This is a genomic window from Saccharomonospora marina XMU15 (assembly GCF_000244955.1).
In the GTDB taxonomy this organism is placed as follows: domain Bacteria; phylum Actinomycetota; class Actinomycetes; order Mycobacteriales; family Pseudonocardiaceae; genus Saccharomonospora_A; species Saccharomonospora_A marina.
The window spans coordinates 1,734,607-1,755,487 of sequence record NZ_CM001439.1; the positions used below are offsets into that span (position 1 = coordinate 1,734,607).

The following is a 20,881-nucleotide window of genomic DNA, read 5'->3' on the forward strand; positions in this document are numbered from 1 at the left end:
GTCCACGAGAGAGGCAGCACGATGGCGTCCCGATTCGTCGACCGCGCGGTGATCCACGTTGCCGCAGGCAACGGCGGCAACGGGTGCGCCTCGGTGCACCGCGAGAAGTTCAAGCCACTGGGCGGACCCGACGGCGGCAACGGCGGCAACGGGGGAGACGTGGTCCTGGTCGTCGACCCGGGAGTGCATACCCTGCTCGACTTCCATTTCCGTCCGCACGCCAGTGCGGGCAACGGCAAGCAGGGGCAGGGCAGCAACCGCAGCGGTGCGGCGGGGGAGTCGCTGCAGCTGAGCGTTCCGGACGGCACCGTCGTGCTGACCGAGGACGGCGAAGTGCTGGCCGATCTGGTCGGTGCGGGCACCAAGTTCGTCGCCGCCAAGGGCGGCAGGGGTGGTCTCGGTAACGCGGCGCTGGCCTCACGCGCTCGCAAAGCCCCCGGGTTCGCGCTGCTGGGCGAGCCCGGGGAGGCCCGGGACCTGGTGCTGGAGCTGCGCTCGGTGGCCGATGTGGGGCTGTTGGGCTTTCCTTCCGCGGGCAAGTCGTCACTCATCTCGGTGCTGTCCGCCGCACGCCCGAAGATCGCCGACTACCCGTTCACCACGCTCGTACCGAACCTCGGGGTCGTCACAGCGGGTGACACCGTTTTCACGATGGCGGATGTGCCCGGCCTGATCCCGGGCGCCAGTGAGGGCAAGGGCCTCGGACTGGACTTCCTGCGGCACATCGAACGGTGCGCCGTACTGGTGCACGTGGTGGACTGCGCGACATACGAACCGAACCGCGACCCGATCAGCGACGTCGACACGCTGGAGGCCGAACTCGCGCGCTACACGCCCGCCCTCGGTGGGGACCTGGCGCAGCGGCCTCGCGTGGTGGTGCTGAACAAGGTGGACGTACCGGAGGCCGCCGAGCTTGCCGAACTGGTGCGGCCGGACCTCGAGGCTCGCGGACTGCGCGTGTTCGAGATCTCGACCGTGACGCGCAAGGGCCTGCGCGAGCTGACATTCGCGCTCGGTGAGATCGTGGCCGCCTACCGCGCCGCGCAGCCGCCGCCGACGCCGACCAAGGTGGTGCTCACCCCCAAGGCCGTCGACGACGGTGGCTTCACCGTTGAACCCGATCCCGACGAACCGGGTGGCTTCATCGTCCGTGGCACGCGGCCGGAGCGTTGGGTGCGGCAGACCAACTTCGGCAACGACGAGGCCATCGGCTACCTGGCCGACCGGCTGAACAGGCTCGGTGTCGAGGACGAGCTCGCCCGCCAGGGCGCCGAACCGGGAAGCCCGGTCACGATCGGGGACGTGACGTTCGACTGGGAGCCGTCCACACCCGGTGTCGCCGGGGTGCTCGCCGGAAGGGGCAGCGACCCCAGGCTGGCCGACCGGAGCAGGATCACCGCCGCGCAACGCAAGGAAGCGCGCCGGATCCGGCGCGAGGGACTGCCGGAGCCCGACGCCGACACCGAAGAGGACGTCGATGACGAGTGAGGCCCGGCGTGCGATCGCCCTCGCGCGGCGGCTGGTCGTCAAGGTCGGCTCTTCCGCACTGACCACGACCGGTGACGGGCTGGACATCACCAGGCTGCACGCGCTGGTCGACGCGATCGCCGATCGGCTGGGCAGGCAGACCCAGATCGTGCTCGTCTCCTCAGGCGCGATCGGTGCGGGGCTGGCGCCGCTGTCGCTGGATGCGCGCCCACGCGATCTGGCCACCCAGCAGGCGGCCGCCAGCGTCGGCCAACTGACACTGGCCCATGCCTACGCCGAATCCTTCGGTCGCTACTCGCGCACGGTCGGCCAGGTGTTGCTCACCTCGGACGACGTGGTGCGCAGGGCGCACTACCGTAACGCCGAGCGGACGTTCTCCCGGCTGCTGTCCCTTGGTGCGGTGCCGGTGGTCAACGAGAACGACACCGTGGCCACGGAGGAGATCCGGTTCGGCGACAACGACCGGCTCGCCGCACTCGTGGCCCACCTCATCGGTGCCGACGGCTTGGTACTGCTGTCCGACGTGGACGCTCTCTACGACGGTGATCCGCGTGCGGGCGGTACCCGCAAGATCGCCGAGATCAGGTCGGAATCCGATCTCGACGGCCTGGCGGTGGGGATGTCGAGTTCCGGCCTCGGCACGGGCGGCATGATGTCCAAGGTGGCGGCTGCTCGCACCGCGGCGGCCGCGGGAATCCCGGTGCTCATCGCGGCGGCCGCCGAGGCCGAGCGCGCGTTGCGGGATGCTGACGTCGGTACGGCGTTCCAGCAGGCCGGCGCCCGGCTGTCGGCCCGCAGGTTCTGGCTCGGTTACGCGGCGGGGTCGCGAGGCAGGCTCCACCTCGACGACGGTGCGGTCGCGGCGGTGGTGCGCAACCGGCGCTCGCTGCTGGCCGCGGGTGTCACCGGGGTGGACGGCGACTTCCAGGCGGGCGACGTGGTGGACCTGGTGGATGCGGCACAGGAGGTGGTCGCCCGTGGTGTCGTCGCCTTCGACGTCACCGAGTTGCCCGACCTGATCGGCAGATCAACGCACGAGTTGCCGCCCGACCAGCGTCGTGAGGTCGTGCACGCCGACGATCTGGTGCCACTGCGCGGTCGGTGACCGGTCGGCTCGCGATCGCGCTCAGCGCAGTTCGCTGCGGTTGGTTTCCGGCAGGGTCAGGATCACCAGGAACGCCACGGCGGAGCCGGCGGCTACGTACCAGAAGAAGGCACCGGCGACGCCCGCGTTCGCCAGCGCCGTGATCACCAGCGGCGCCGTGCCACCGAAGGTCGCGACCGTGAGGTTGTACCAGGCCCCGATACCGAGTGCCCGCAACGACGTGGGGAACAGCTCGCTCATGATCGCGGGTGCGATCGAGGTCATCGCGGTGTAAAGGCCCAGCCCGACGCAGAACACCACCAGCAGGTTCAGCAGGCCCGGTCGCACCAGTGTCGACAGCGGGACGATGAGGATCGCCATCGCGGCCGACCACACCATGAGCTGCGGTTTGCGGCCGAAGCGATCCGACAGCGCGCCCATGGGGTACTGCAGCGCGACGAAGATCGCCGTGGCGATGGACAGGGCGAGGAAGACGTCGACGTCGTCGGCCCCGCGTGACTCCACGGCGAACGGCGTGAGGGCGCTGAAGAACGTGTAGTAGCACAGCGTGGACAGCATGGTGAAGCCGACCAGCTGCCCCACCGCCTTCGGGTGCGCGCGCAACGTAGTGATCAGCGGATGCCTGACCCTGCGGGCGGTGGTCTTGTTCTCCTTGAACTGCTCGGTCTCCTCCAGGCTGGTGCGCAGCCACAGGCCGATGACGCCCAGCACACCACCGAGTAGGAACGGCAGCCGCCAGCCCCACGACTGCAGTTGAGCGTCGTCCATCGTGCGGGCGAGCACGAAGCCCAGTACCGAGGCCAGCAGCACGGCGCTTCCGGTGGAGATGTAGAAGAACGACGAGTACCGTCCGCGCCTCGCGGGGGGCGCGATCTCGCCGAGGTAGGCGGACGCGTTCGACACCTCGCCACCGAGCGACAACCCCTGTGCGATCCGGGCGAGTAGCAGCATGAGTGGCGCCAGCCAGCCGATCTGCTCGTAGGTGGGGAGCAGGCCGATCAGCGCCGAGCCGCCCGCCATCAGCACGATCGTGAAGATCATCGCGGGCCTGCGACCTTTGAGGTCGGCGAAGCGGCCGATGAGCATGCCGCCGAGCGGGCGGAAGAAGAATGCGAGCGCATAGGTGGCGAAAGTGTTGATCTGCGCCAGCTCACCGGGGAAGAAGGCGGTGGCGAAGTAGATGCTGAACGTGGCGTAGATGGTCCAGTCGAACCACTCCAGCGCGTTTCCCACGCTGGCCGCGAACAGCTTGCGCACCGGGAGTCGGTGGACGGCGGGCGCACCGACGTTCGACTCGACCATGTCGACCCTCCGCGTATCTGTGGGGAGAGTGGAACTGTGCCACAACATCGAGCGGGGCGGAAGTTTTCCAACATCCATGCGCTCGGCTTTTCGGATGGCGAAACGATTCCGCTACCCGGTGGACGCGAGCACGAACGGCAACACCGCGCCGGCCCCTGCCTCCAGCAGTTGCCGGGCGGCCAGGGTGATGGTCCATCCGGAGTCCACTACGTCGTCCACCAGCAGCACAGGTCCGGCCGCGGCTGCCACGCCGGCCCGCAGATCCTGCGGCACGACAAGGTCACGCCACAGGTCGGCGAGCCGGCGTGCGCTGTTGGACCTGCGGGGTGGTGCCGCCTCGCGATGCTCGATGGTGCCCGCGAATCGCAGCCTGCCGATCGCGGCGAGTCGTTCTGCCAGGCTGGTGACCAACCGTGGCCTGCCGCGTGAGCCGATGGCGACCAAGGCAGCCGGACGTTGTTGCCAGTCCCAGGAGGCGAGGACGGAAACGCAGGCCTGCAACACCTCGTCGGGTAGCTCGCGATCCTCGGCGCCCGCGCCGACGAGTTCGCGCAGCCGTGATCCCCAGCCGATGTCGGTCAACCTGCCGAGGGCGCGGCCCGGCTCTGCCTGCTCGGCACGGGAGATTCGGCCGGACAGCGGTACGTCCAGTGTCGCCATGCCGGCAGGCCATTGCCTGCGTGGCGTGAGCTCGACACCGGGCCTGCCCAGCCGCTGCCGTGTCGCGGCGGTGACGTCGGCGGCCACCTCGGTGGTCCAGTAACGGCCGGTGCAGTTGTCGCAGCGGCCACAGGGCGCCGCATGCGGATCATCGAGTTGGCGCAGCAGGTACTCCATCCGGCAGCCGTCGGTGTCGAGGTAGCCGAGCATGGCCTCTTGCTCTGCCGCTCGTGACTGCCGCACGCGTTCATAGCGTTCGCCGTCGTAGTGCCATGGTGCGCCCGTGGCCTCCCACCCGCCACGTACCCGCCGTACCGCACCGTCGACGTCCAAGACCTTCAGCACCATCTCCAACCGCGAGCGCGACAGGTCCACGGTCGGCTCGATGGCCGCTGTGGACAGCGGCCTTCCCGCGCCCGCCAGCGTGTCGAGCACCTGCCTCACGCGGTTGCCGTCGGGGAACGCCAGCGAGCCGAAGTACGCCCAGATGTCCTTGTCCTGCTTGCCGGGCAGCAGGATCACCTCGGCGTGCCGCACTCCGCGTCCCGCCCTGCCCACCTGTTGGTAGTAGGAGATCGGCGAGGAAGGGGAGCCCAGATGCACGACGAAGCCCAGATCGGGTTTGTCGAATCCCATGCCGAGCGCCGAGGTCGCGACCAGAGCCTTGACCCGGTTGGCGAGCAGGTCGTCCTCGGCGGCATGCCGGTCGGCGGGTTCGGTTCTGCCGGTGTAGGCGGCGACTTCGTAACCGTGGTCGGCCAGCAGTGCGGCGACGTCGTGTGCGGCACTGACGGTGAGCGTGTAGACGATCCCCGAGCCGGGGAGTTCTTTCAGGTGGTCGACGAGCCATGCCAGGCGTGCGGCCTCGGTCGGTAGCGACACAACGGCGAGCCGCAGGCTCTGCCGGTCGAGCGGGCCGCGCAGCACAAGGGTGTCGCTGCGGCTGCCGATACCCAGTTGTTCGGCCACGTCGGTGGCGACCCGGTCGTTGGCGGTGGCGGTCGTGGCCAGCACCGGCACCCCTTCGGCAAGTTCGCCCAGCAAGGTGCGCAATCTGCGGTAGTCGGGGCGGAAGTCGTGGCCCCAGTCCGAAATGCAGTGTGCCTCGTCCACCACGAGCAGTCCCGCCGTGGCGGCGAGTCTGGGCAACACCGTGTCCCGGAAGTCGGGATTGTTCAGTCGCTCCGGGCTGACCAGCAACAGGTCGAGCGCGCCCTCGGCGATGCTCGTCTCGGTCTCGGCCCACTCGTCCTGGTTGGCGGAGTTGATCGTCGCGGCGTGGATGCCCGCGCGCGAGGCGGCGGCGATCTGGTTGCGCATGAGCGCCAGCAGCGGTGACACGATGACCGTGGGACCGAATCCCCGCTCGCGAAGCAACGCCGTCGCAAGGAAGTAGACCGCCGACTTGCCCCACCCGGTGCGCTGCACCACGAGGGCACGTCGTTGCTGGTTGACCAGCGCGTCGATCGCGCTCCACTGGTCTTCGCGAAGCACAGCCTGTTGCCCGGCGAGCTCGCGCAGCAGCGCCTGTGCCCGTTGCCGAGCGGCGTTGCTGTCCGTGTCGATGCCCGTGTCGCTGTTCGTGTCGATGACCATGTTGATGTCCACGTCGATGCCCACGCCGTCCAGCTCTACCGGATCAGTCTCGTGCTGTCGTCTTCGCGGGCGTGCGAACGGAGCCACTCGCCGCATGAAGTGACCCACGTCACTCTTGTTGTGCGTGGCGGGGTGTGACCCGCGCGTATTCGTGCCGCTCACCGTGGGGGCCGGATATAGGGTGGTTCCTCATGGCCGCACGTCGTATCGGTGTCATGGGTGGCACGTTCGACCCCATCCATCACGGACATCTCGTCGCCGCCAGCGAGGTGCAGTACCGGTTCGACCTCGACGAGGTCATCTTCGTACCCACCGGGCAGCCGTGGCAGAAGGTCGACCGCATCGTCTCCAAGGCCGAGGACCGCTACCTCATGACGGTCATCGCCACCGCCTCCAACCCGGTGTTCTCGGTGAGCAGGGTCGACATCGACCGTGGAGGCCAGACCTACACGGTTGACACCCTCCGCGACCTGCGCGCGGAATACCCGGACGACGACCTGTTCTTCATCACCGGGGCCGACGCGCTGGAGCAGATCCTCACCTGGCGCGATGCCGACGAACTGTTCACCTTCGCGCATTTCATCGGGGTCACCCGGCCGGGCTATCACCTCGACGACAACCACCTACCGAAGGGGAAGGTCAGCCTCGTCGAGGTCACGGCCATGGCCATCTCCTCGACCGCCTGCCGCGAACGTGTGCTGCACGGGGAACCGGTGTGGTACCTGGTGCCCGACGGCGTGGTCAGGTACATCGACAAGCGGCACCTGTACCGGCTGAGGTCGGTTCGGTAGCCGTGACGAGCCGGGTAGCTCGTCGGTGCCTGCGGGTACGCTGCTGCGAGCGTACGTTCGATTTTCGAAGGAGCACCGTGGTAGCGACGGCCGGAGCACAAGACCTCGCGACCGCGGCCGCGCACGCGGCGGCGGACAAGAAGGCGACCGACGTGGTCGTGCTCGATGTCTCGGACCGCCTCGTGATCACCGACGCGTTCGTGATCGCGTCGGCGCCCAACGAGCGCCAGGTCGGTGCCATCGTCGACAACGTCGAGGAGAAGCTGCGCATCGCCGGGCACAAGCCGGTGCGCAGGGAAGGTGCCAGGGAAGGGCGTTGGGTCCTGCTCGACTACGTCGACGTGGTCGTGCACGTACAGCACGAGGAGGAGCGCGCGTTCTACGGCCTGGAGCGGCTGTGGAAGGACTGCCCACGCATCGAGGTCCCCGGCCTCGGCGACCACCTCGCTGCTGAGGACATCGACGGTAACGGTGACCGTGACGGTGACGAGGGATCGAGCGCCCCGTGAGCCTGCGGCGGCTGGTTCTGTGGCGGCACGGCGAGACCGACTTCAACTCCGTCGGCCGCATGCAGGGCCATCTGGACTCGGCGCTGACCGAGGTCGGCTGGAACCAGGCTCGGTTCGCCGTCCCCGCGCTGGCGAGGTTCGAGCCGGACTTGGTCATCGCCTCCGACCTGCGCAGAGCCACCGACACCGCCACCGTGCTGACCGAGGCCATCGGCGTGCCGCTGCGCATCGACAAGCGGCTGCGCGAGACACATCTGGGTGAGTGGCAAGGACTAACCGGCGCCGACGTCGACGAACGCGCGCCGGGGGAGCGGGAGCGCTGGCGCACGGACGCCACCTGGGCGCCACCGGGGGGCGAGTCGCGGGTCGATGTCGCCGCCCGCGCCTACGAGGTGGTCGACGACCTGGTCAGTGGCGACGACGATTACCACACGGTGTTGCTGGCAGCGCACGGCGGGCTGATCCTCGCGCTCACGGCTCGGTTGCTCGGCCTGCCCATTCACCTGTGGCCATCCTTGGGCGGTATCTCGAACTGCCACTGGGTCGATCTGGTCAGGCGCGAACAGGTCTGGCGGTTGCACGCCTACAACGCCGGAATGACCGGGTAGCCATGGCGGTTGTGCCGGGACGGCCCCGGTTGCTGGTTTTCGGCGACTCGCTGAGCTTCCACGGCCCCGACGGGGGTTACGCCGCAGACGAGCCCCGACTGTGGCCCAACGTCGCCGCGCGTGCCCTTGGCGGCGACGCCGACCTCGTCGCGGGAGCAGGCTGGACGGCACGGGACGCCTGGTGGTCACTGACGGGCGACCCGCGCGTGTGGGCGGAACTGCACCGGGCCGACGCGGTGGTGCTCGCGGTGGGCAGCATGGACACCCTGCCTTCCCCGCTGCCGACCTACCTGCGCACCGGACTGCGCTACCTGCGTCCCAACCGGCTGCGCAGAACCGCCCGCAAGGCCTACCTTGCCGCGCAGCCTGCGCTTTCTGTGTTGACCGGTGGGCGTCCCGCGGCGCTGCCGACACACCTCACCGTGCATTACCTGCGCACGGCGGTGGCGGCGCTGCGCATCCTGCGGCCGTCGTTGCCGGTGGTGGCCTGGCTGCCGTCGGTGCACCGCGCGCCGTCGTACGGATACGTGCACACCGCGCGCAGGGCGACCGAGGCCGCCGTGGCGGCGTGGGCGCACGCGAGCGGGGTTCCCGTGCTCGACGTCGCGGCCGTGGTGGGGCAGCACGTGCTGGCCGGACGGGGTAACCCGGACGGGATGCACTGGGGCTGGGAAGGCCATTCGGTGGTCGGTACGGCGATGGCGCAGCTGTTACGACCACTGCTCGACGTAGCGGGCGAGCCGTCGCGCGCCGCCGAAGCGTCGGGGACGTAGGCTGGCCGCGTGCCGGTCGCCGTTGTCACGGATTCCACCTCCCACCTGCCGGAAGGGTTCGCCGAAAGGCACGGTATCCGCGTTGTCCCGCTGCATGTCCTCATCGACGGGGTGTCGGCTCTCGACGGCGTCGAGGTGGGCCCCGTCGCTCTGGCCGAGGCACTCGGGCAACGCAGGATCGTCACGACCTCCCGGCCGACACCGGCGGAGTTCGCCTCGGTGTTTCGCGAGGCGTTGACGGACGGCGCTGACACCGTGGTGTCGGTGCACCTGTCCAAGAAGCTGTCCGGCACCTGGGAGGCGGCGGTTCTCGCCGCTCAGGAGGTCGGGCCGGAGCGGGTGCGAGTGGTCGATTCCCGCAGTACCGCGATGGGTCTGGGATTCGCCGTCCTGCACGCCGCCACGGCCGCCGCGAGCGGTGCGGAAGGGCATGCGGTCGAGGCCGCCGCGACGTCGGCGGCGAGCCGGTCGGAGACGCTTTTCGTGGTGGAGACCCTGGAGTACCTGCGGCGCGGTGGGCGGATCGGTCATGCCGCAGCCCTGCTGGGCACCGCGTTGGCGATGAAGCCCGTGCTGCGCATGCAGGAGGGTGAGATCCGGCCACTGGAGAAGGTCCGCACCATGAACCGGGCGATGACTCGACTGGTCGACCTCGCCGTGCAGGCGGCGGGCGAGGAGGAGGTAGAACTGGCCGTACACCACCTCGCCTCTCCCGAGCGCGCCGCCGAGTTGGCGACGCGGCTCGAGGAGCGGCTGCCCCGGTCGCGGGGTTGCGTGGTGTCCGAACTGGGCGCTGTTGTCGGCGCGCACACCGGCCCCGGTGTGCTCGGAGTGGTGGTGCAGCGGCTGCCGGGTGATGTCGCGCAGCAGTCAGGCAGGGCTGCTGGTCAGTAGCTCCACTCCCACCCGGCAGGGCCACCTGTGGTGCTGCCCGGCGCGAGCCCGAGGGTGCCGCTGGCTTGCGCTACCACAAGTTCGATCGTGCCGGTGTACTGCTGGTTGATCCCGAAGGTCTGTGGCAGCGCCTTGGCGTAGTCGGTGCAGGCGCCGACCTGCGCGGGCGTGGTCACTCCGTCTTTGCCGATCTCCACGAAATTGAACGGGTTCAACACGTACGCCGCGTCCTGCGCGGCCAGTTGGTCCGTACCGGTGGCGACCCGGACGTGCAGCAACAGCGTGTGGCCCGCATCCGGTGCGATGCCGTAGGCGTCACAGGCGGGGTCCACTTCGATTTCGTCGATCACGAACGTGGTGCCCTCCGGGCCGTTCTCCCGCTGCTTCGGCCCGGTCCACGCTTCGTCGCCGAGCGCCATCGCGATGTGGTTGCGTTCATTTGTCCGCGGTCGTTCTTCGGCTACTTCCACCGCGGTCTCGGTGCTCGGCAGGGTGGGTGCCGCCGCGGGGTCGTTGACGATGCGGTCGAGTTCTTCCACCGCCGCCTGCTGCGCTGCGACGGTGATGGCGATCGCACCGACGCACAGCGCGGTGCCGATGCCTGCCAGCACCTTGCGGGTGCCGAAGAGGGCGATGATGCCGAGCACCACCCCGACGCCCGCTGCGATCGCCGTGATGTTGTTGAAGATGATGATCGGTGAGCCGACGATGCCGACGATGCCTAGGATCAGCGCCGACCATGCGAGGCCACCGAATTTGGCGGGTCTTGGTGCGGCCTGCGGCCGGGGCTCGGGGTGCGGCTGGGGTGCCGGATATGGCTGGTTCATGGCGTCCTCTCGATGTGTTTCGCTCCCCGGGTTCGTGTTGATCTCGGTGACTGTTCCGGTGGGTGCCGGGGTCGAGACCAGCTTGTTATCCGCGACTGCCGCACCCCTGCGCGTCAGTTGTCCACATCACCACGGTTGTCCACAGCTCTCGCTATTCGCCGTGACCTCCCACGAGTCGCTCGCCCTAGTTTCGAAAACGTGTTCGACCAAACACGCCAAGCGCGGCAGAGGGGACAGGATGAGCTGGCAACCGAACCCGGCGGAGTTCCGCCTGAAAGCACCGAACGTTGCGAACCGAAGATCCGGCTGGCCCAGCTGGCGGCTCAGGCGTCCGACGAGCCGTGCGGTTCTGGAGCGGCGCGGCATGCGACGCCGAGTACCACGGGAAGGCTGGTGCGGCGCTGGCTTCCGGGCGGACTCACGGCTGCGTCAGGCGTTGGTCCGCGCCGGGTAGCCGTCTTCGCCGCGTTGGCCGGTGTGGTCGCTGTCTCGGTGATCACCGGTGTGCTCGTCGCGAGCGGGCCGGAGCCGGAACGACCGCCTCCGCTGCCGGTGGCGCACGAGAAGCCGACCGGCGGCGCGCCGCGGCAGGCGTCGAGCCCCGCGGCGACGGACGAACACGCGGAGGCGTCGTCGCAGCCGCTGGTGGTCAGCGTTGTCGGCAAGGTCGCCAACCCGGGTCTGGTCACACTCCCGCCAGGTTCTCGGGTCGCCGACGCCATCCACCAGGCCGGGGGTGCCAGCCAGGACGCGGACCTGCTGACGGTCAATCTCGCGCGACGGCTGTCCGACGGCGAACAGTTGTATGTGGGCGTGCCCGTTCCGCCCGGCATGCCGAGACCAACCGCGCCGGGCCAGGAAGCGGCCGGGCAGGCGAACCCGACGGAGGTGGACCTCAACACTGCGGATCAGCGCCAACTCGAAGCCCTGCCCGGTGTAGGTGAGGTGACGGCCCAACGCATCCTCGACTGGCGGGAACGCAACGGACCCTTCACCGCTGTGGAACAACTTCGCGAGATCGACGGGATCGGGGAGAAGCGGTTCGCCGACCTGCGCGAGCAGGTGACGGTCCGATGAACTCCCTGCCGGCTGTCGGCACGCAGGCGGCCACGGCGCCTCCGGTTCACGATCCGAGGCTGGTGCCCGCGGCGATCGTCGTGTGGGTCTCGACGCTGGTCGGTCTCTTGTGGACGTGGTGGGTGGCAGCGGTATGCGGGGTGCTCGCTGCCGTGTGCGGGTGCGTGCTGGCCTGGCGGCTCACCCGGCACAGGATCGGGCTTCACCGCTGGCTGGGTGCGGCGGGTGCGTTGTTCGTGTGCGGCCTGCTCACCGCGGGGCCGACCAGTGCGCGGCTCTATGCCAGCGAGCACGACCCGTTACGTGAGGCCGCGCGGCGGGGACCACACGCACAACTGCGGGTCACTCTGGCCGAACGTCCCCGCCCGCTGCGTTCGCCCGGCTATGCCGACAGGCCTGGCGGTGCACGTTCGGTGCTCATACCTGCCGACGTCGAAACCGCCGCTGTCTCCGGCCGCCCGGTCGCGTCGACAGGCAGGGTGCTGCTGATCGCGCCCGCGAAGGGTTGGTCGAGTGCCCTTCCCGGTCAGCGGGCAACGCTGGGCGGCACCCTGGCGCCCGCCAGGCCCGGCGAACTGACGACTGCGGTCGTCCACGTTCGTGGACCACCGCGTCACTCCACGACGGCGGCCTGGTGGCAGCGTGGCGCGGAGTCGGTCAGGGCGGCGCTTCGGTCGGCGAGCCAGGTCCTCCAGCCGGAGCCGGCCGGGCTGTTGCCGGGACTGGTCGTCGGTGACACCAGCGGGCTTCCCGGCATCGTGGAGGAGGAGTTCCTGTCCGCCGGGCTGTCGCATCTCACGGCGGTGTCGGGAACGAACGTGGCCATCGTCTGCGGAGCCGTGTTGCTGCTGGCGAGGTGGTGTCGGCTGGGACCGTTCACCTCGGCCGGAGGGGCGGCAATCGCGCTGGTCGGTTATGTAGTCCTTGTCGGTTACGAGCCCAGTGTGCTCAGAGCCGGATTCATGGGTGCGGTAGGACTGCTGGCGCTGGTGCTCGGTAGGCAGCGCTCAGCCCTGCCCGCGTTGGGCGCGGCGGTGTGCGTGCTCGTGCTCTACGACCCCGGATTGGCGACGAGCATGGGTTTCGCGTTGTCGGTCGTCGCGACGGCTGGTCTCGTCCTGGTGGCGCCACGCTGGGCATCGGCGTTGTGCCGCAGGGGTGTGCCGGTCGGTCTGGCACAGGGGATCGCCGTGCCGGTCGCTGCGTTCCTCGTCACCGCGCCGGTGATCGCCGGGATGGCGGGCGAGGTGAGTGTGGTTTCGGTGGCGGCGAACGTGGTGGCCGCCCCGGTGGTCGCACCCGTCACGGTGCTGGGTGTCCTGGCTGCGGTTCTGGCGCCGATGTGGAGCCCTGGTGCGGAGTTGTTGGTGCACATGGCGGGCCCGGGAGTGAGCTGGTTGATCAGCGTCGCCAGGCGTGCGGCGGCGATCCCGGGTGCGGTGTTGCCGTGGCCGCCGGGCTGGTGGGGCGGGGTGCTGGCACTGGGTGTGGTGGTGCTGCTGGCGGTCGCACTGAGACACCGGGGTGCGCGCACCGCGCTGGTCGTGCTTGTTGTCGGGTTGCTGCTGGTGATCCCTGCCCGACTGGTCGTGTCGCCATGGCCGCCGCATGACTGGGTGTTGGTGGCTTGCGATGTGGGTCAGGGCGACGGCATCGTACTGGCGACAGGAGAACAGGACCGGGCCTTGGTGGTGGATACCGGACCGGAACCGGGATCGATGGACCGGTGTCTCGACCGCCTCGGGGTCGAACGGGTACCGCTGGTGGTGCTGAGTCACCTGCATGCCGACCATGTCGGTGGGTTGGCGGCGGTGTTCGACGGCCGCTCGGTCGGGGCGATCGCCGTGGGACCCGGTAGGACCCCGGACTGGGCATGGCGCGACGTGACGGAGCGAGCCTCGGCACACGGCACTCGAGTGGTGCGGCTCCACATCGGCGATCGGCTCAGCTGGCCGAGCCTGCGGCTGGACGTCATGGGCCCGCGCTATGTGCCCTCCGAGCAAGGCGACGACGGAACGGAGGTCAACAACAGTTCGGTCGTTCTGCGCGCCACCACGACCGCGGGCCGGGTGTTGCTGACGGGGGATGTGGAGTTGGCCGCGCAGGCGGATCTACTCGCATCCGGAGCTGATCTGCGTGCGGAGGTCCTGAAGATCCCTCATCACGGCAGCCGGTACAGTCTGCCGCCGTTTCTTTCCGCGGTGGCGCCCAGGATCGCGTTGGTGAGTGTGGGAGCGGACAACGGCTACGGCCACCCGAACCCGGGCACGCTACGCGGTGCCTCGAGTCGTGGCGCGCTCGTTGCCCGCACGGACACCGGCGGTGACACGGCGATCGTCGGTTCCGACGGGCAACCGGCTGTGGTCCGACGCGGCCGGTCCCCGTGAAGGCGGGCAACTGGCTGTGGTGTGGTGCGGCCGGTCCCCGTAAAGGCGGGCCTGCGTTCGCCGACGGCTCGAAACGCCCGGTCGGCCGTGCCGCGGGCCCACTGCTGCGGCGGAACAGGTGTCCTGCTTGGGCCGGTGCCTACCGGGACGGCTGCCCACGGGGACGGCTGCCCACGGGGACGGCTGCCCACGGGGACGGCTGCCCACTGGGAACGGCTGCCCACCGGGAACGGCTGCCCACCGGGGCTGCCACAGGGACAGCTGCCCACTGGCTGCTCCGGGGACGGCCCTGCTGGGACGGCTCCTGTCCGCCAGGATGATGCCGCGCCCGGGCCCGGCCATGGCACAACGGGTGTGCCGCACCGGTGTGGTGTGGGGTCCTTATTCGCCCAGCGCCTCGCGCACTGCGGTGGCGTTGGGCGGCACCGTGGCCTTGGGACCGATGCGGTTCTCGAGGGCGTCGAGGGTCTTGAGGCCGTCGCCGGTGATCAACAGCACCGTCTCGGCGTCCGGGTCGAGTTTGCCTGCTTCGATGAGCTTCTTGGCGGTCGCCACGGTCACCCCACCTGCGGTCTCGGTGAAGATGCCCTCCGTGCGGGCCAGCAACCGGATACCCTCGACGACCTCCTCGTCGGTCACGTCCTCGATGGCGCCTCCGGTGCGGCGAACGGTGTCGAGCACGTAGGGGCCGTCGGCGGGGTTGCCGATCGCCAGCGAGCGGGCGATGGTGTCGGGCCGCACGGGCTGCACGACGTCGTGGCCGTCCCGGAACGCGGCGGAGACCGGCGAGCAACCGGTGGCCTGCGCGCCGAAGACCCGATACGGCGTCGGTTCGACGAGGCCGAGTTCGCCGAACTCGCGGAAACCCTTGTCGACCTTGGTCAGCTGCGAGCCGGAGGCGATCGGGACGACGATCTGCTCGGGCAGCCGCCAACCGAGCTGCTCGGCAACCTCGAAGGCGAGGGTCTTGGAGCCCTCCGAGTAGTAGGGCCGCACGTTCACGTTGACGAAAGCCCAGTTCTCGTGCTCAGCGGCGAGCTGGGTCGCGAGCCGGTTCACGTCGTCGTAGTTGCCGTCGACGGCGATGAGCGCGCCGTCGTACACAGCGGTGGTCAAGATCTTGGCGCGCTCGAGCGAGGATGGGATCAACACCACCGACCGCCAGCCCGCCCTGGCAGCCGCGGCGGCCACGGCGTTGGCCAGATTGCCGGTGGAGGGGCAGGCGAGGGTGTCGAAGCCGAACTCGCGTGCGGCCGCCAGCGCGACGGCGACCACGCGATCCTTGAACGAGTGCGTCGGGTTGCCGGTGTCGTCCTTCACCCAGACTCGCCGGACACCCAGCGCCTTCGCCAACCGGTCGGCTCGCACCAGCCGGGTGCATCCCGGCTCGGTGTTCGGGATCTGCTCCACGTTCGACGGTACCGGCAGCAGCTTCTTGTAGCGCCAGATGTTGCGCGGGCCAGCCTCGATGTCCTCCCGGCGTACCTTGCCGAAGTCGTAGGCGACCTCCAGCGGCGAGAAGTCCTCGGCCGAGACGAACTCGGGGGCGAGTGGCTGGCGGTGGCCCTCTTCCTTGGAAACGAGCTCCACGGCGGGGCCCAGGTCAACGGCGCGGCCGGTGGTGGTCGTTTCGACGGCTGCTGTCATCGCGAGGTTCCTTTCCTCATCTGTCCCGCGGGTACGGGTCGGAATTGGCACCGTGATCGCCAGCTACCTCGCGGAATCGAGATGACAGGCTGACGCCGGTTGCCGGGGCTTCTTCGGGCCGTTCCCTCTGCCCCTCTGGATGAGCGGTATTCGGTTGTCCGCCGGCCGGGCCGCGCGGTTCGGCTCATACCTTACGGCATGTAGATCAGCTCCTGCCATCCCGATGCGTGCTAGGTCACCGTGGCAGGATCGAGTCGTGACCGCGCCAGCCACCACCCCAGCACCCCTGCACCTCGTGCTCGGTGACGAAGAACTGCTAGTCGAGCGGGCTGTGCGGGCGGCGCTCGATTCTGCGCGCCTTGCCGACCCCGCTGCCGACATCACCCGAATGCGCGTGTCGGACCTCACCCCGGCCGGTCTGGCCGAACTGGTGAGCCCGTCGCTGTTCGCCGAGGGCAGGGTGGTCGTACTGGACGCGGCACAGGACAGCTCGCAGGAAATCGCCGACGCGATCCTGGCCTATGTCGCCGACCCCGTGGACGCGGTGGTGCTCGTGGTCGTGCACAGCGGAGGTGGCCGAAGCAAGGCGGCGAAGTCGCTACCTGCCGCGCTGCGAAAGGCAGGGGCGGTGGTGACCGAGTGCGCCAAGATCACCAAGCCTGCCGAACGCGAGGCGTTCGTGCGTGGCGAGGTGCGCAGAGCCGGCGGGCGGATCGACGCGGGCGGAATCGTCGCGCTGATCGACGCGGTCGGTTCGGATTTGCGTGAGCTGGCGTCGGCAGCCGCGCAGCTCGTCGCGGACTCCGGTGGATCGGTCGACGAAGCGGCGGTGCGTCGGTATCACAGGGGCAAGGCCGACGTGACCGGCTTCCTGGTGGCAGAAAAGGCGGTGTCCGGCGATCGGGCGGCCGCGCTGGAGTCGGTGCGGTGGGCGCAACAGATCGGCGTGCCACATGTGCTGCTGGCCGACGCGCTGGCCGATGCCGTGCGCACCATCGCCCGCGTGTCCGCGGCGGGCCGGGGTAACCCGAACCAGCTCGCCGGGGAGCTGGGTATGCCGCCGTGGAAGATTCGCAAGGCGCAAGGCCAGTCCCGCGGGTGGAGTTCGAGCGGTCTCGCGGCCGCCATGGGCATCGTCGCGCGGGTGAATGCCGAGGTGAAAGGCGCGGCGGCCGATCCGGACTACGCCGTCGAGCGCGCTGTGCTGGATATCGTGGCCGCACGGCATCGCCGGTAGCGCACAGGACTCGCCCCCGGCGACAACGTCACCGGGGGCGAGGTGATGCGGGCGATCAGAGCGAGTTGACCTTGCGAGCCATCGCGGACTTCTTGTTGGCGGCCTGGTTCTTGTGGATGACGCCCTTGGTCGCCGCCTTGTCCAGCTTGCGAGCGGCCACGCGCTGCAACTCCAGGGCCTTGTCGCGGTCACCGGCGTCTGCGGCCTCGCGGAACTTCCGGATCGCGGTCTTGACCGCCGACTTCACCGACTGGTTGCGCAGGCGCGCCTTCTCGTTGGTCTTGATGCGCTTCATCTGGGACTTGATGTTGGCCACGCGGGCGCTCCTTCGTGTTTCGGCGGAAGAACTCCGAGCCGTGTTCTCGTGGCCCCGACCGAACTCGGTCGGGCTTCCTCCCTGGCGGAATGCCACACGGCAACGGTTGACAAGCCTAACAAGTGGCAGGTGAACGCCATCATGCAACCCCGCGGCACCGCAGCTGTACTGCACGGCCGCGTCGCAGCCCTCGTTGACCGATCGGTTCGATGACGAGCGTCTCCGCCGCATGCACTGGTCGGCGTGAGACGGTAGTCGCATGGACGTGCTGAGTAGCCGGGTGCTGCTGCATCCAACGGACCCGCAGGCCACCACCGCGTTCTACCGCGACACCCTCGGGCTGGCGGTGTATCGCGAGTTCCCGGGTGGGACGGTGTTCTTCCTCGGCGGTGGCTTCCTCGAGATCGTCGGGCGCGGCCAGGCCGGCCCCACCGCCGACATGGCGCTGTGGCTGCAGGTCAGAGACCTGGCCGCGACCGTCGCCGAACTGCGGCAACGTGGCGTGGAGCCGATCTCCGGACCCAAACGGGAGCCGTGGGGCCTCGACGAGGCCTGGATCCGCGACCCCGACGGCACCCGTATCGTGCTGGTGGAGGTTCCCGCCGAGCACCCGCTTCGGGTGGATGTCCGTGAACACACGTAACGCTGTGGCGCGGGTGGCCCGCGCGCTCGGCTGGTGGCTGATGGTGCTGGTCGGCCTGCTGCTGCTGGCGACCGTGAACCGGGTGACCTACGGCGGCGGACCGGAGGTGGATCGCATCGGCACCGCCAGCGCCCGCGAGTGTGTCGAGTACGGCCCGGTGAGCTTGCACGGCTTCGGCACCACCTACCGCTGCACCGCCGAGGTGCGCTGGGCCGATGGAGACGTCGAGCAGCGGGAGTTCCCCGCAGGGCAGCTCAGCCCGTCCGACGTCGGGACACCGGTCGAGGTCTACCTCGACATCGGCGACGGCGTGCAGGAGGAGACCACGATCGGCCGAAACGGCAGTGCCCGGTTCTCCGAGTTGAGGTTCCCGGTGAAGATCGCGCTCGGGTTCGCCGTCTTTCTCGTGCTCGGACTGGGTGCGCTGTACAACACCTACCGCGTGTTCCGGCCAGGCACCGGGTCCGACACCGAAAGCGACAGCGGGGGCTCGAAGCGGGGCGGGCGGAAGGATGACTGGCCGGTCACCGCCGCCGAGCGGGCAGGCGTACCGATTCCTCGGCTGGTGGTGCGGTTGCGGTTGCTGTCCGCCTGGTGCCTGCTCGTGGCGATCGCCGTGCCTGTTTCGACCGTCGTGCGGTTCGACGCCGAGCGAGCACCACGTTTCGTCTCGCCCTGGCCGCAGGTCGGGCGGGCACTGCTCGTCGATGTCCCGGCCGCGGGTGCCGTCATCATCGGCTTGGTACTGGCAGTACTGCTGTACGCAACGGCGTCGGCCGCCCACCGCGACGCCGCACGTGTGGTCAAGTACGGACCCGACTACCTCGCGCGCGGACTCAGCGGTGGCGAACCCGCGCGCGCCTTGCTGGCGACCAGGATGAGCAGGCTGGCCGAATCCGAGCGGGCGAGCAGGGCGTTCGGGATCGGCTTCGGGGTCGCGCTGCTGGGACTTGCCGCGTGGGCGGTGACGCGAGTGGTGTCCGCAATGCCCGGGGACGCACCGTGGTCGGTATGGCTGGCGGGTGCTCGTGACTCCGTGCTGTTGGCCTGCCTTGCGCTGATCTTGCTGTTCACTGCCGAGACGCGGTACCACCGGCTGTCCGAGCTGCTCGCCCGGCACGAAATAAACCACGTGAACCGGGGAACCGAAAACGGATTCGTGGCATCGTAGCGTCCGAATCGAAGGGAGCACGGTGGCAGCAGAAGGAATGGACCGAGCGCAGGAGTGGCTTGCCGACTACACGCGCAGGGTCGGTGACATCCAGCGCAGAGCCGCACAGACGCAGGAACAGATCAAGAATCTTCGCGCCCGAGCCGCGAGCCCCGACGGTTCGGTCTCGGTGGTGCTCGCGCCGGGCGGGAGGCTCGAGGAACTGCGACTGGCGCCGCGTGCGCTCGAACTGGGACATCAGCGCTTGGCCGCGACCATCACGCAGACCGTGCAGGCAGCGCACGCCGAGGCCGCTGCCCAGACGCAGGAAGCGCTGTTGCCGCTCGTTGGTGAGTCCGACGCGATGGATTTCCTGCGCGACCAGATCGGCGCGGCCATGGACGAGGAGGAAGACGGTCACTCCTCGGCCGCGAACGGCACGGGGGAGGAACGTACGCATGGTGGGCGGGCCCGAGCCGACGATGACGACGGCGAGTCATTCGGTGGCTCCATTCTGAGGTGAGTGAGAGACATGGGGAAAGGTTTCGAGTCCACGCCGGAGGATCTGGCGACGCATTCCGCGACAGTGGACAGGCTGGGGGATCGGCTGAGCAAGGTCGGTGACACCGGCGGGAACGTGGATCTGGGCATGGAGACATACGGAATCATTGGCCAGTTCTTCAGTTCGGGGGCGAGGGAAGAGATCGCTCGGACGGCCGAGGCGATCAAGGAGATGGGCGCGGGGCTCAGCGACTTCGGTGATGGCGTCAAGGCGGCAGGGGATAGCTATCAGCAGATCGAGGCCGAGATCCGCGAGCTGCTCGAGGCCTTCGGAGGCAACTGATGGTGGATACCGCAGGTGCTGGGATCATCGACACCGTCAACACAGCCGCACAGGACCTCAACAATCCCGGGGACTGGGCCATGGATGGCCTCGCCCTCGGCCTCGACGCCCTCGGCCTGATCGCCAACCCGCTGGGTGGTTTGCTCAGCGCGGGCATCGGTTGGTTGATCGAGCACCTGGCCTTCCTGAAGGAACCGCTGGACGATCTGGCGGGCGATCCGGAGGCGATCAATCGGGTGGCCGCTGTGTGGGGTGAGCAGGTCCGCAGCGAGATCGCCTCGATCTCGGACGAGTACGAGCGGGCGCTGTCCTCGGAGATCGAGAGCTGGAAGGGCGACGCCGCTGAGAAGTACCGCGAGAAGGCGAAACTGATCGTGGCTCAGATCAGGTCGCTGGAGGACGCGGCGACGAGCGTGTCCGAGGCGGTCCGTGGTTCCGGGGTGCTCGTCGCCACCGTGCGCGGCATCATCCGTGACCTCATCGCACAGGTAGTCTCCGAGATTGTCATCGCGGCCGCGGCCGCATTGGCGAGCAGTTGGTTCACACTCGGCGGCTCCATCGCCGCTTTCACCGGGTGGGCGGTGGCCCGCGGCGCGGCAACGGCAGGCAAGATCGCGGGAAAGATCTCCAAGTTGCTGATGAAGCTCGCCTCCGTGCTCAACAAGTTCAGCAAGTTGCGCGGGGCCGTGCAGTCGCTGGCGAAGCTGTCGAGGAAGTTCGGGGACACCGCGAAGTCGCTCGGCAAGATGGCGGGCATGCGCGGCAACGCGTTCAAGCAGGTACAGGGTACTGCCGATGGTTGGACCGGCGCTTTGAAGAACGCACTGCCGAACCGGGCGGGCGAGTTCGTCGGCAAGGTCGACGACGCGATGGCCAAGATCAGTAAGGACGGGTTCGCCGACACCACCTCGCTGGCCAACCTCGGCCGGATCGGTGCCTACGAAGCCGCCAAGGAGACCGCCAACGCCGACGAGAATTACGACAAGGGCAAGGAGGACCTGGCCAAGCAGCCGGAGCAGTGAGCGCT

20 protein-coding genes and 1 riboswitch are annotated in these 20,881 nt (G+C 69.1%); of the genes, 15 read left to right on the forward strand and 5 right to left on the reverse strand.

Translation table 11 applies throughout. The features are described from left to right. Positions 1-21: 21 nt before the first annotated feature. Both obgE and proB read left to right on the forward strand, forming a co-directional pair. Positions 22-1,488, forward strand: a complete 1,467-nt coding sequence (gene obgE / locus SACMADRAFT_RS08185; RefSeq protein WP_009153331.1) for a GTPase ObgE — start codon at positions 22-24, stop codon at positions 1,486-1,488. Continuing rightward, positions 1,478-2,593 (forward strand): glutamate 5-kinase, encoded by a 1,116-nt coding sequence (gene proB / locus SACMADRAFT_RS08190; RefSeq protein WP_009153332.1) that lies wholly within the window; start codon positions 1,478-1,480, stop codon positions 2,591-2,593. Before obgE ends, proB begins: the two co-directional genes overlap by 11 nt. Before the next feature lie 21 nt (positions 2,594-2,614). On the opposite strand, the gene SACMADRAFT_RS08195 is transcribed toward proB, so the two are convergent. Together SACMADRAFT_RS08195 and SACMADRAFT_RS08200 are read right to left on the reverse strand one after the other, a co-directional pair. Next, a complete protein-coding gene (locus tag SACMADRAFT_RS08195) occupies positions 2,615-3,895 on the reverse strand; it encodes an MFS transporter (RefSeq protein WP_009153333.1) in 1,281 nt (426 codons plus the stop codon). Between the two features lie 111 nt (positions 3,896-4,006). Beyond that, positions 4,007-6,151, reverse strand: a complete 2,145-nt coding sequence (locus tag SACMADRAFT_RS08200; protein ID WP_085977963.1) for a RecQ family ATP-dependent DNA helicase — start codon at positions 6,149-6,151, stop codon at positions 4,007-4,009. A 191-nt stretch (positions 6,152-6,342) separates the two neighbouring features. On the opposite strand from SACMADRAFT_RS08200, the gene nadD reads away from it, so the two are divergent. The 5 genes from nadD (at position 6,343) to SACMADRAFT_RS08225 (ending at position 9,726) form a co-directional block, all read left to right on the forward strand. After that, positions 6,343-6,942: a nicotinate-nucleotide adenylyltransferase gene (nadD, locus tag SACMADRAFT_RS08205; RefSeq protein WP_009153335.1), complete on the forward strand. Its 600-nt coding sequence runs from the start codon at positions 6,343-6,345 to the stop codon at positions 6,940-6,942. 77 nt (positions 6,943-7,019) lie between these two features. After that, positions 7,020-7,451: a ribosome silencing factor gene (rsfS, locus tag SACMADRAFT_RS08210; protein WP_009153336.1), complete on the forward strand. Its 432-nt coding sequence runs from the start codon at positions 7,020-7,022 to the stop codon at positions 7,449-7,451. Next, entirely contained in the window at positions 7,448-8,059 is a 612-nt protein-coding gene (locus tag SACMADRAFT_RS08215) for a histidine phosphatase family protein (RefSeq protein ID WP_009153337.1), read from the forward strand. The genes rsfS and SACMADRAFT_RS08215 overlap by 4 nt, the downstream gene beginning before the upstream one ends. 2 nt (positions 8,060-8,061) lie before the next feature. Next, positions 8,062-8,832, forward strand: coding sequence for a diglucosylglycerate octanoyltransferase (gene octT / locus SACMADRAFT_RS08220; protein ID WP_009153338.1), 771 nt, complete (start codon positions 8,062-8,064; stop codon positions 8,830-8,832). Positions 8,833-8,841: 9 nt separating this feature from the next. Beyond that, on the forward strand, positions 8,842-9,726 hold the full coding sequence (locus tag SACMADRAFT_RS08225) for a DegV family protein (protein ID WP_009153339.1): 885 nt from the start codon (positions 8,842-8,844) through the stop codon (positions 9,724-9,726). Here SACMADRAFT_RS08225 and SACMADRAFT_RS28445 read toward each other — a convergent pair. Beyond that, positions 9,720-10,553 (reverse strand): hypothetical protein, encoded by an 834-nt coding sequence (locus tag SACMADRAFT_RS28445; RefSeq protein WP_009153340.1) that lies wholly within the window; start codon positions 10,551-10,553, stop codon positions 9,720-9,722. The two genes, SACMADRAFT_RS08225 and SACMADRAFT_RS28445, sit on opposite strands and share 7 nt — an antisense overlap. A 393-nt stretch (positions 10,554-10,946) precedes the next feature. Between SACMADRAFT_RS28445 and SACMADRAFT_RS30785 the strand changes: the two genes are divergently transcribed. Further along, entirely contained in the window at positions 10,947-11,630 is a 684-nt protein-coding gene (locus tag SACMADRAFT_RS30785) for a ComEA family DNA-binding protein (RefSeq protein ID WP_009153341.1), read from the forward strand. Continuing rightward, entirely contained in the window at positions 11,627-14,017 is a 2,391-nt protein-coding gene (locus tag SACMADRAFT_RS08240) for a ComEC/Rec2 family competence protein (protein ID WP_009153342.1), read from the forward strand. The genes SACMADRAFT_RS30785 and SACMADRAFT_RS08240 overlap by 4 nt, the downstream gene beginning before the upstream one ends. 381 nt (positions 14,018-14,398) lie before the next feature. Here the strand turns inward: SACMADRAFT_RS08240 and thrC are convergent, their stop codons facing one another. Then, entirely contained in the window at positions 14,399-15,664 is a 1,266-nt protein-coding gene (thrC, locus tag SACMADRAFT_RS08245; RefSeq protein WP_009153343.1) for a threonine synthase, read from the reverse strand. Between the two features lie 13 nt (positions 15,665-15,677). Then, a riboswitch (SAM riboswitch) is annotated at positions 15,678-15,810 on the reverse strand. Between the two features lie 110 nt (positions 15,811-15,920). On the opposite strand from thrC, the gene holA reads away from it, so the two are divergent. After that, entirely contained in the window at positions 15,921-16,901 is a 981-nt protein-coding gene (gene holA / locus SACMADRAFT_RS08250; protein WP_009153344.1) for a DNA polymerase III subunit delta, read from the forward strand. 55 nt (positions 16,902-16,956) lie between these two features. Here holA and rpsT read toward each other — a convergent pair whose 3' ends face one another. Further along, on the reverse strand, positions 16,957-17,217 hold the full coding sequence (gene rpsT, locus SACMADRAFT_RS08255) for a 30S ribosomal protein S20 (protein ID WP_009153345.1): 261 nt from the start codon (positions 17,215-17,217) through the stop codon (positions 16,957-16,959). 259 nt (positions 17,218-17,476) lie between these two features. On the opposite strand from rpsT, the gene SACMADRAFT_RS08260 reads away from it, so the two are divergent. Genes SACMADRAFT_RS08260 through SACMADRAFT_RS08280 form a run of 5 tightly spaced genes read left to right on the forward strand, consistent with a single transcriptional unit; the run spans position 17,477 to position 20,876 of the window. Beyond that, positions 17,477-17,860: a VOC family protein gene (locus SACMADRAFT_RS08260; RefSeq protein ID WP_009153346.1), complete on the forward strand. Its 384-nt coding sequence runs from the start codon at positions 17,477-17,479 to the stop codon at positions 17,858-17,860. Next, positions 17,847-19,031 (forward strand): DUF6346 domain-containing protein, encoded by a 1,185-nt coding sequence (locus SACMADRAFT_RS28450; RefSeq protein ID WP_157617213.1) that lies wholly within the window; start codon positions 17,847-17,849, stop codon positions 19,029-19,031. The genes SACMADRAFT_RS08260 and SACMADRAFT_RS28450 overlap by 14 nt, the downstream gene beginning before the upstream one ends. A gap of 22 nt (positions 19,032-19,053) precedes the next feature. After that, entirely contained in the window at positions 19,054-19,533 is a 480-nt protein-coding gene (locus SACMADRAFT_RS28455; protein ID WP_232285559.1) for a YbaB/EbfC family nucleoid-associated protein, read from the forward strand. 9 nt (positions 19,534-19,542) lie between these two features. Beyond that, the gene (locus SACMADRAFT_RS08275) at positions 19,543-19,854 is read left to right on the forward strand and encodes a type VII secretion target (RefSeq protein ID WP_009153349.1); all 312 of its coding nucleotides are present in this window, start codon (positions 19,543-19,545) and stop codon (positions 19,852-19,854) included. Further along, complete coding sequence (locus tag SACMADRAFT_RS08280; protein ID WP_009153350.1) at positions 19,854-20,876, forward strand: WXG100 family type VII secretion target; 1,023 nt, start codon at positions 19,854-19,856, stop codon at positions 20,874-20,876. Before SACMADRAFT_RS08275 ends, SACMADRAFT_RS08280 begins: the two co-directional genes overlap by 1 nt. Positions 20,877-20,881: the final 5 nt, after the last annotated feature.

What these genes read in the sequence shown, in the direction of transcription:
- obgE (WP_009153331.1), top strand. Translation starts at nt 22, where the DNA reads ATGGCGTCCCGATTCGTCGACCGCGCGGTGATCCACGTTGCCGCAGGC.
- proB (WP_009153332.1), top strand. Translation starts at nt 1,478, where the DNA reads ATGACGAGTGAGGCCCGGCGTGCGATCGCCCTCGCGCGGCGGCTGGTC.
- SACMADRAFT_RS08195 (WP_009153333.1), bottom strand. Translation starts at nt 3,895, where the DNA reads ATGGTCGAGTCGAACGTCGGTGCGCCCGCCGTCCACCGACTCCCGGTG.
- SACMADRAFT_RS08200 (WP_085977963.1), bottom strand. Translation starts at nt 6,151, where the DNA reads ATGGTCATCGACACGAACAGCGACACGGGCATCGACACGGACAGCAAC.
- nadD (WP_009153335.1), top strand. Translation starts at nt 6,343, where the DNA reads ATGGCCGCACGTCGTATCGGTGTCATGGGTGGCACGTTCGACCCCATC.
- octT (WP_009153338.1), top strand. Translation starts at nt 8,062, where the DNA reads ATGGCGGTTGTGCCGGGACGGCCCCGGTTGCTGGTTTTCGGCGACTCG.
- SACMADRAFT_RS28445 (WP_009153340.1), bottom strand. Translation starts at nt 10,553, where the DNA reads ATGAACCAGCCATATCCGGCACCCCAGCCGCACCCCGAGCCCCGGCCG.
- SACMADRAFT_RS08240 (WP_009153342.1), top strand. Translation starts at nt 11,627, where the DNA reads ATGAACTCCCTGCCGGCTGTCGGCACGCAGGCGGCCACGGCGCCTCCG.
- thrC (WP_009153343.1), bottom strand. Translation starts at nt 15,664, where the DNA reads ATGACAGCAGCCGTCGAAACGACCACCACCGGCCGCGCCGTTGACCTG.
- SACMADRAFT_RS08260 (WP_009153346.1), top strand. Translation starts at nt 17,477, where the DNA reads ATGGACGTGCTGAGTAGCCGGGTGCTGCTGCATCCAACGGACCCGCAG.
- SACMADRAFT_RS08275 (WP_009153349.1), top strand. Translation starts at nt 19,543, where the DNA reads ATGGGGAAAGGTTTCGAGTCCACGCCGGAGGATCTGGCGACGCATTCC.
- SACMADRAFT_RS08280 (WP_009153350.1), top strand. Translation starts at nt 19,854, where the DNA reads ATGGTGGATACCGCAGGTGCTGGGATCATCGACACCGTCAACACAGCC.